Annotated in this window: 1 protein-coding gene; it reads right to left on the bottom strand. The window is 70.0% G+C overall.

Annotated elements, in window-relative coordinates; genetic code table 11:
* A partial coding sequence (locus ON32_RS23555; RefSeq protein ID WP_040793209.1) for a type I polyketide synthase occupies nt 1-8,856 on the bottom strand: 8,856 nt, incomplete at both ends.

The following is an 8,856-nucleotide window of genomic DNA, read 5'->3' as shown; positions in this document are numbered from 1 at the left end:
ACCTGCGGCTCGTCGGCGAATGCGGCGGCGGTCGCCACCGCCGACCGCCGATCGGTCTGCTCGTCGATATCGACCAGCAGAATCCGTTCGGGGTGTTCGCTCTGCGCCGTGCGCAACAGCCCCCAGGCCGCCGCCGCGGGCAGATCGATCGGTTCACCGGGATGAACGGCCACCGCCTGCCGGGTCACCACCACGACGAGCCGATCCCCGGTGAGCAGGCGCTGGACGCGTGTCGTCAACTCCGTCACCGAATCCCGCACGAGCTCCGGCAGCGCCGAATCGTCCACGGTGTGTGTGGTTTCGCTCCCGGAACGGGGATCGAACCACACCACCATCGCCTCGCGTCCCGAGACGGTGACGGTTTCCTCGTCACCGGCCGATCCCCAGGTGAGCACCGGAACCTCCGCACCCTCGGGCTCACCGAGCGTCGTCCAGGTCACCTCGTAGCCGATTCCGTCGGTCCGCCGGTGTGTCGACGCGAATGCCTCGACCGGCAACGGCCGCACCGTCAGCGATCGAACCTCGGCCACGACCATGCCCGCCGGATCGGTGAGGGTCAGCGTGATCTGCGTACTGCCCGGCGCGGAACCGGTCACCGTCGCGTGGACCCGCACGGCGGTCGCACCGGTGGCGTACAGCGTGACGTCCTCCCAGGCGAACGGGACGACCAATGCGCCCTCGTCGATATCGGGCACCAGACCACCGCGCAGGACGGCATGGAGCGCGGCATCCAACAGCGCCGGGTGAACACCGAATTCCGCGGCGCCCGCCCGCACGGTTTCCGGTAAGGCGACCTCGGCGAACACCTCGTTGTCGCGGCGCCACAGCGCGGTCAGGCCCTGGAACGCCGGTCCGTACCCGTAGCCCAGTTCGGCCAGTTCCGCGTAGGCGTCACCGAGATCCGTCGCGACGGCGTCGGCCGGCGGCCAACTCGTCGGAACCGGTCCCGCGGCGGGGGTGTCGCGCTGCGCGATCACGGTGGCCACCGCGTGTCGCACCCACTCCGACCCGAGCGGATCCCGATCGGCGACCGAATCATCGGTTTCCCCATCGCCGGAGCGCGAATACACCGTGATCGTGCGCGCACCGGCGTCGTCGGGTTCGCCCGCCACCACGCGCAACTCGACGGTTCCGGTGGACGGTATCGGCAGGGGCGCCTCGATCACCAACTCGGCCACCCGGGGGCATTCCACCAGCGTTCCCACGTGCAGGGCCAGTTCGACCAGGGCGGCCCCGGGTAGCAACGCCACCCCGGCCACGACATGCTCGGCCAGCCAGGGATGTTCGGCCGGCGACAGCCTCGCGGTGAAGACGAGTTCCGCCGAATCCGGCAGTCGCACCATGGCGCCCAGCAGGGGGTGCCGGGGATCGTCCAGGCCCGACTGCCACACATTCGGTGCGGCGACGGGACGCGCCCAATAGCGCTGATGCTGGAATGCGTAGGTGGGCAACGGCACTCGTTCCGTGGGACGGCCCGCGAACAATGGCGACCAGTCCACTTCCGCGCCCGCCGCATGCGCCCACGCCAGCGCCGAGAGGAAACGGGTCGCCTCCGCGTCGGCGGGTTCTTCGGTTTCTTCCGCACCGGCGCGGCGCGCCGTCGCCACCACCGTGGATCGGGCCTCGACATCCGGGGTCTCGGCCAGACACTGCCGGGTCATCGCCGCCAGCACCGCATCCGGTCCGATCTCCACGAACCGGCGGGTCCCCGCCGCGACGAGGGTGTCGATTCCGGGGGCGAACCGGACGCATCCCCGCAGCTGCGCGACCCAGTACTCCGGGTCGGTCGCTTCGGCGCCGATCAGGGCCGCCGACACATTCGACACCATCGGCAGCAACGGCTCCCGATAGGTCAATCCCTCGGCCACCGCACGGAATTCGTCGAGCGCCGGATCCATCAGCGCCGAATGGAACGCGTGGCTCACCCGCAGGCGGTTTGTCTTGACACCGGTTTCGGACAGCTGTCGCTCGACCCGGTCGACGGCGTCCGCCTCCCCGGACAACACCACCGACCTCGGTCCGTTCACCGCCGCCACGGCCAATCGGTCGCCATAATCGGCCACCATCTCGGCCACCTCGGCCTCGGGGACGGCGACCGCCAGCATCGCCCCACCCGCCGGCAGCGCGCCCATCAACCGGCCCCGCGCCACCACCACCGCACACGCATCCTCGAGCGACCACACCCCGGCCACATACGCCGCTGCCAGTTCCCCGATCGAATGCCCGATCACCACATCCGGTGTGGCGCCGAACGATTCCAGCAACCGGAACATCGCCACCTCGAACGCGAACAACGCCGGCTGCGTGAACTCGGTGCGATCCAACACCCCGTCGGGGTCGGTGAACATCACTTCTTTCAGCGACCGCCCCACCAGCGGATCGATATGGGTGCAGATCTCGTCCAACGTCGCCGCGAACACCGGGAACGCCGCATACAGTCCGGCGCCCATTCCCACCCGCTGCGCGCCTTGACCGGTGAACAGGAACGCGGTCTTTCCGGGGCCGGCGGTCGTCTCGATCGTGCCCGGCGCTCCCACCGCCAGATCGGCCAGACCGGTGAGTAGTTCATCGCGGTTTCGTCCGACGACGACTCCGCGCCGTTCCAGCGAGGCCCGGGTATCCACCAGTGACCGGGCCACCGCCCACATCTCGGCATCCGGACGGTCGATCAGCCACCGGTGCAAACGGTCCGCCTGCCCGCGTAGCGCCGCTGCCGATTTCGCCGACACCACCCACGGCACGGCCGCGATATCGATATCCGGCCCGTTCGTGGTCAGGTCGGGTTTCGTTTCCGGGGCGGGGGGCGCTTCCTCGAGGATCACGTGGGCGTTCGTGCCGCTGATCCCGAACGACGACACCCCGGCCCGGCGCACTCGCTCACCCGCGGGCCACGACCGTGGCTCGGTCAACAATTCGACCTCACCCGCCGACCAGTCCACATGTGGGCTCGGCGCGTCCACGTGCAGTGTCTTCGGCAGGGTTTCGTGCCGTAGTGCCTCGACCATCTTGATCACCCCACCGACGCCGGCGGCGCCCTGGGTGTGACCGATGTTCGATTTGAGCGCACCGAGCCACAGCGGGCGTCCGTCCCGGTTGCGGCCGTAGGCGGCGATCAATGCCTGCGCCTCGATCGGGTCGCCCAGGGCCGTCCCGGTGCCATGGGCCTCGACGACATCCACATCGTGCGGCTCCAACCCGGCGTCGGCCAAGGCCGCTGCGATAACCCGTTCCTGCGACGGACCGTTGGGGGCGGTCAGACCGTTGCTGGCGCCGTCCTGGTTGATGGCGCTACCCCGGATCACCGCCAGCACGTTGTGTCCCAGCCGGCGGGCATCGGACAGCCGCTCCACCACCAGCACGGCCGCGCCCTCCGACCAGGTGACGCCGTCGGCCGCCGCCGAGAACGACTTACAGCGTCCGTCGCGGGCCAAACCACGCTGGCGGGAGAACTCCTGGAACACCATGGGTGTCGCCATGACCGTCGCCCCACCCACCAATGCCAGCGAGCTCTCCCCCTGCCGCAGGGCGCGAGCGGCCAGGTGCAGGGCGACCAGGGACGACGAGCAGGCGGTGTCCACCGTGACGGCGGGCCCCTCCAACCCCAGCACATAGGCCACCCGACCGGACACCACGCTGCCCACGGTTCCGGTGACGACGTATCCCTCGACCTCGGGTCCGGCCTGCCGGGTCACGGTCTCGTAGTCCTGGTACATGACGCCCGTGTAGACACCGGTGTCGGTGCCGCGCAGCGAGGTGGGGTCGATACCCGCGTGTTCCAGCGCCTCCCATGAGACCTCCAGCAGCAACCGCTGCTGCGGATCCATGGCCACCGCCTCGCGCGGTCCGATCCCGAAGAAACCGGGATCGAAATCACCCGCCTCGTAGAGGAATCCGCCGCGACGCGAATACACCGTGCCCGGTTCGGTCGGGTCCGGGTCGAACAACCGCTCCAGATCCCAGCCTCGGTCCGTGGGGAAGTCACCGGTCGCGTCCGTGCCCGAAACGACCAGATCCCACAGGTCGTCCGGGGAGGCGACACCGCCGGGGAACCGGCAGGCCATGCCCACGATGGCGATCGGCTCGTCCGTCCCGACCCGGCGGGCGACCTTCTCGGTGGTGGGTTCGGTCTCCGGTTCCGATTCGATACGCGACAGCACCAGCTTCGCCACCGCCGCCGGGGTCGGGTGGTCGAACACCAGGGTCGAGGGCAGTGTCACCCCGGCGGCCTTGGCCAACCGGTTGCGGAACTCCACTCCGCCCAGTGAGTCGAAACCGATTGCGTCGAAACGCTGATCAGGGGCGATATCGTCGGCCGAATCGTGTCCCAGCACGGCCGCCGCCTGCGCCAACACCAGTTCGAGCACCGCTTGGGCCCGCCGCGCCGGGGGCAGTACCGCCCACTCGGATGTCGGTGTGGTCGGCGCCGGACGCGGGGACGCGGCGCGCGGCGCGCGTTTGCGCACGTATCCGCGCAGCACGGCGGGAACCATGGTGGGATCGCTTTCCCGCCGGAGCGCACCCGCGTCGAAACGGATCAGCGCGGGGCGCGCGTCCTCGCACACGAGCGCCGTGTCGAAAAGTCGTATGCCCTCGGCATCGTCGAGTTGTCCCAGCCCCATCCGCTCCCAGCGAGCGAGGGCGGCGCGGTCCAAGGCGCCGGTCATTCCGCTGCCCTGGTTCCACGGACCCCAGGCCAGGGCGGTCGCCGGCAATCCCGCGGCCCGCCGCCGCTGCGCCAATGCGTCCAGGAAACCGTTCGCCGCGGCATAGTTGCCCTGTCCGGCCGATCCGAGTACACCGGCGATCGAGGAGAACAGCAGGAATACCGATACCGGACGGTCGCGGGTCGACTCGTCCAGCAGCCGGGCACCGTCGACCTTCGGCGCCAGCACCCGGTCCACCTGTTCGGCGGTCAGCGACTGCACCGTGCCGTCGTCGAGCACCCCGGCGGTGTGCACCACCGCCAGCGGGTGTTCGGCGTCGATACCGTCCAACAGCGCCTGCACCGCCGTCCGGTCGGTGATATCGCAGGCCACGACCCGCACCTGTGCCCCGGACCGCTCCAGTTCGGCGATCAGTTCCGTGGCGCCGGGCGCCTGCGGACCCCGGCGCGAGGTGAGCACCAACCGGCGCGCCCCGTGTTCGGTCACCAGATGGCGGGCGAACAGCGCACCCAGTCCCCCGGTGCCCCCGGTGATCAATACCGTGCCGTCCGCGAGGTCGACCGGTGTCGCGGAAACATTCGCAGCCTGCACGCGAACCAATCGGGGCACTCGGATCTCACCGGCGCGCACGGCGACCTGCGGCTCCCCCGTGCGCAGTATCGCCTCGACCAGTTCCCTGTCCATCGGAGCGGCGGGGTCCTCGTCGACGAGCACGAATCGACCCGGATGCTCGGACTGGGCGCTGCGCACCAGGCCCCATACCGCCGCCGCGGCCGGATCCGGAACCTCACCCGGCAATCCCGCGCCCTCGCGCGTGACGAGCATCAGGCGGCTCTCGGACAGTCTCTCGTCGGCGAGCCACGATTGCAGTAGCGCCAAGGTGGTGTGCACCCGGGCCCGCACCGCATCCGGGGCGTCGGTGTCCGATGTATCGGAAGACCCGGGCACCCGCCACAGAACCGTACTCGCGACGACCGGCGCCGCGACGAGTTCCGTCACCGATGCGTGGACCGCCTCGATTCCCGGCACCGCCGTGTCCCCGAGCACCGCCGGTGTGAACGCGAACCGTTCCGCCGCACCCGGTCGGACCGGTTCCCAACGCACCTCGTACACATCGGCCGCGTCCGCCGCATTCGCCGCGCCCAGGGCGGCGAGGGGGACCGGCCGCAGGGTCATCGCCGCGACCTCGACAACAGGTGTGCCCTGGGCATCGAGCAGTGTCACGGTGATCCGCCGGTCGTCCGCCGCCCGGTCGGCGGTCAACCGAACCCGAACCGCTTCCGCCCCGACGGCATGGATATCGACCGTCTCCCACGCGTACGGCACCAGAATCTCGCCCGGCGCGGCGGGTTCGGTCAGATCACCGAGGAAGATCGCGTGCAGGGCGGCGTCCAGCAGGGCCGGGTGCACACCGAACCGATCCGCGGTGGACCGGACCGCCTCCGGCAGATCCACTTCGGCGAAAATCTCGTCACCCTGACGCCACAGCGCGGTCAACCCCTGGAAGGCCGGCCCATAGCCGTAACCCCGTTCGGCCAGCTCCGCGTAACCGTCGCCGATCTCGATCGGCCGCGCTCCGGTCGGCGGCCAATGCCGTGTCTTTGGCGCCGGCCCTTCCGGTGTCACCGCGTCCGCCACGAGGGTTCCGGTGGCGTGGTGGACCCATTCCGCCCCGTCCTCGCCTTCGTCGCGCTGTGGGCGCGAATGCACCGATATCGTGCGCTCACCCTCGGGGGTGGGTTCGGACACCAGCACCCGCAGCTCCACCGCGCCCGTCGCCGGCAGGATCAACGGTGTCGCCACCACCAGTTCGGCCAGTCGCCGGTCACCGGTCACCGCCCCGGCCGCCAAGGCCAGTTCCACGAACGCGGTTCCCGGCACCAGCACCACCCCGCCGATGCGGTGATCGGCCAGCCAGGGCTGGGTCGACAACGACAGTCGTCCGGTCAATACCACGCCCCGGCCGTCCGGCAGCCACACCGCCGACCCCAGCAATGGATGGCGCACACCATCCAGACCCGAGGTCCGAACGTCACCCGTCTCGGTGGGTGTCAACCAGTAACGCCGATGCTCGAACGCATAGGTCGGCAATGCGACCCGAACCGGACGCCGGCCGGTGAACAACGGACGCCAGTCCACCCGGCCGCCCGCGATATGGATCCGCGCCAAGGTGGTGACGAATTGCGTCACCTCACCGTCGGCGGCCGCGCGTTCGTCGGCCGAGTCCGGGGTCGGTCGCCGGGAGGCCGCGGCCACCGACGACGCCGACTCGACCTCCGGATTCTCCGCCAGAACCCACCGCACCATGGCCGCCAGCACCGCATCCGGGCCGACCTCGACGAAGTGCCGCGCCCCCGCCTCCACCAGGGCCGTGACCCCGGGGGCGAATCGGACACATTCGCGCAGCTGCCGCACCCAGTACTCCGGTTCGGCCACCGCCTCCCCGGCGAGCGCACCGGACAGGGTGGACACCACCGGCAGGTTCGGCGCCCGATAGGTGAGCGATTCGGCCACAGAACGGAATTCGGCCAGCATGGGTTCCATTCGCGCCGAATGGAACGCGTGGCTCACCCGCAGCCGGTTCGTTTTGACACCGGAATCGGACAATTGCCGTTCGATCCGGTCGACGACGTCCGCGTCACCGGACAACACCGTCGACGCCGGCCCGTTCACCGCCGCGATCGACACCCGGGTACCGAGATCGGCGATGATCTCCTCCACCCGCGCCACCCCGAGCGCGACCGCGAGCATCGCTCCGCCCTCGGGCAATGCCCCCATCAACCGTCCGCGCGCGGCCACCAGGGCACAGGCGTCGGCGAGCGACCACACCCCCGCCACATACGCGGCGGCCACTTCACCGATCGAGTGCCCGATCAGCAGATCCGGTGCGACCCCGAACGATTCCAGCAGCCGGAACATTGCGACCTCGAAGGCGAACAGCGCCGGCTGGGTCCATTCCGTGCGATCCAACACCCCGTCGGGGTCGGTGAACATCACCTCCCGCAACGACCGACCCAGCAGCGGGTCGAATGCCGCGCACACCTCGTCCAATGCCGACGCGAAGACCGGGAACGCCGCATACAATCCGGCACCCATTCCGGTCCGCTGCGCGCCCTGACCGGTGAACAGGAATGCCGTTTTCCCGGCGACGACCTGTCCTGCGACGATATCGGTCGAATCCGATTCGGCGGCGAGGTCGGCCAATCCGGCCAGCAATCGTTCCCGGTCGCCGGCCACCACCGCGGCGCGGTGGGACAACTGGGCGCGGGTCTCGAGCAGAGCGCGCGCGACATCCGCCGACCCGAGATCGGTGTGTTCGATCAGCCATTGCCGTAGCCGGTCGGCCTGTGCCCGCAGCGCCCGCTCGGAGCGGGCGGAGATCAGCAGCGGCACCACCGTGGTCGCGGCACCGAAACCATCCGCTCCGGTGGCCGATTCGGCGGTCGAATCCGTTTGTCGGGGTGCTTCCTCCAAGATCACATGCGCATTCGTGCCGCTGATCCCGAACGACGACACCCCCGCCCGACGCGGACGCTCACCCACCGGCCACGACCGAGGCTCGGTCAACAACCGCACCACCCCCGACGACCAATCCACATACGGCGTCGGCACATCCACATGCAGTGTCTTCGGCAGGGTTTCGTGCCGCAGCGCGGCCACCATCTTGATCACCCCACCAACACCGGCAGCGGCCACCGCGTGCCCGATGTTCGACTTCACCGACCCCATGAACAGCGGTCGGTCCCGATCCCGGTCGGCGCCGTAGGCGGCGATCACCGCCTGCGCCTCGATCGGATCCCCCAACCGGGTACCGGTCCCGTGCGCCTCCACCGCATCCACATCGGCCGGCCCGAGCCCGGCATCGGCCAATGCCGCGGCGATCACCCGCTGCTGCGACGGACCATTCGGCGCGGTCAACCCGTTGCTGGCCCCGTCCTGATTGATCGCGCTCCCCCGCACCACCGCCAATACCTGATGACCCAGCCGCTGGGCGTCGGACAACCGCTCGAGCACCAGCACCCCCACCCCCTCCGACCACACCACCCCATCGGCCGCGGCCGCGAACGCCTTCGACCGGCCATCGGCGGCCAGGCCCCGCTGGCGGGCGAAATCCACATACAAACTCGGGCTCGCCGCCACGCTCACCCCACCGGCCAACGCCAACGACGTCTCTCCTCGCCGCAACGCCTGG

Source organism: Nocardia paucivorans NBRC 100373, from assembly GCF_000308675.1.
Classification (GTDB): Bacteria; Actinomycetota; Actinomycetes; order Mycobacteriales; family Mycobacteriaceae; genus Nocardia; species Nocardia paucivorans.
The sequence above is the reverse complement of the archived record's forward strand: the minus strand, read 5'-3'. Positions and strand labels throughout refer to the sequence as shown.